The organism is Kribbella sp. NPDC054772, assembly GCF_053611945.1.
Genome location: NZ_JBSHBJ010000071.1, coordinates 1 through 1,315 on the forward strand (window position 1 = coordinate 1; position 1,315 = coordinate 1,315).

Annotated in this window: 2 protein-coding genes; both read right to left on the reverse strand. The window is 66.2% G+C overall.

The features are described 5' to 3' along the window. Positions 1–43: 43 nt before the first annotated feature. On the reverse strand, positions 44–943 hold the full coding sequence (locus ACWGID_RS41440) for an IS3 family transposase (protein WP_452204942.1): 900 nt from the start codon (positions 941–943) through the stop codon (positions 44–46). After that, positions 940–1,251 carry a transposase gene (locus ACWGID_RS41445; protein WP_452204944.1) on the reverse strand — a complete coding sequence of 104 codons (312 nt, stop codon included), beginning with the start codon at positions 1,249–1,251 and terminating at the stop codon, positions 940–942. The genes ACWGID_RS41440 and ACWGID_RS41445 overlap by 4 nt, the downstream gene beginning before the upstream one ends. Positions 1,252–1,315: the final 64 nt, after the last annotated feature.

Here is a 1,315-nt window from a genome sequence, read left to right on the forward strand (position 1 = left end):
TTGGGATTGACCCGTTTCGACGGACAGGGTCGGTGTGAGGTGGTCAGGCTACCTTCTCGGCGGTAAGCGTGGTGCTCGCTTCGTATTGTGCCGGGGAGAGGTAGCCGAGGGTGGAGTGGCGTCGGCGGGTGTTGTACCAGCCTTCGATGTAGTCGAAGATCGCGCTGGTGGCGGCTTTGCGGGTGGGCCAGGCGTGGCGGTGGATGAGCTCGGTCTTGAGGGTGGCGAAGAAGGATTCGGCGACCGCGTTGTCCCAGCACTGCCCCTTGCGCCCGACTGACAGCGTCACGCCAGAATCCCTTGCTAGGTTGGCGTATTGGGTCGATGTGTATTGACAGCCGCGGTCGGAGTGGAACAGCACGCCGGGGGCCGGCCGGCGCCGGTTGACGGCGTCGGTGAGAGCCTCAGCGACTAGATCGGTGCGCAGGTGGTCGGCGGTGGCCCAGCCGACCACGCGGCGGGAGGCGAGGTCGATGACGGTGGCCAGGTAGAGCCAGCCTTGCCAGGTGTGGATGTAGGTGATGTCGCCACACCAGCGGCGGTCCAGCCGGCTGGGTTGGTCTGGGTCGACGGCGAAGTCGCGGCCGACCAGGTCCGGGCGTTGCTCGGCGGCCGGGTCGGCGACGGTGGTCTTCTTCCATCTTCGTGGTGTGTGCCCGTGCCGGTCGGCGGCCCGCATCAGCCGGGCGACCCGCTTGCGGGAACACCGCTCGCCCTGGGCTTGGAGCTCGCAGTGGACCCGCGGGGAGCCGTAGGTCAGGGTGGACTCGTCGTGGATCTCGATGATCTTGCAGGTCAGCTCGGTGTCGCGCTGCGCACGGGGCGAGGGTCCGCTGGCTCGGTCGGCGTAGTAGGCGGAACGGGAGACCCTCAGCAACTCACACGCCCTGGCGACGTTGTGGTTGCCAGCCTTCTCCGCCTCGATGAACGGGTAGCAGTTCACCGGGTCTCCTTCGCGAAGAAAGCCGTTGCCCGCTTGAGGATGTCGACGTCTTCTCGGAGCCGGCGATTCTCCCGCCGCAGCTGCGCGAGCTCGTCCCGCTCGGCGGTAGTCAATCCGTCGGAGCGCGTACCGGCATCACGCTCGGCCTGCTTCACCCACTCCCTGACTCCGGTCTCGGTCAGATCGAAGTCCTTCGCGATCTGTCCGATCGACCGGTCGCCACGCTGGCACAACTCGACGATCTCGGCCTTGAACTCAGGCGTGAACCTACGACGAGGCCGCGGCTTCTTCTTGCCCATGGACTCCATGATGAACATCCTTCCGGAGCACAAGCTCCTGATCTCGGATGTCCGTCAAAACGGGTCAGGCCCA

Excerpts from the sequence above, each read along its gene's own strand:
- ACWGID_RS41445 (WP_452204944.1), bottom strand. The coding sequence starts at position 1,251 with ATGGAGTCCATGGGCAAGAAGAAGCCGCGGCCTCGTCGTAGGTTCACG.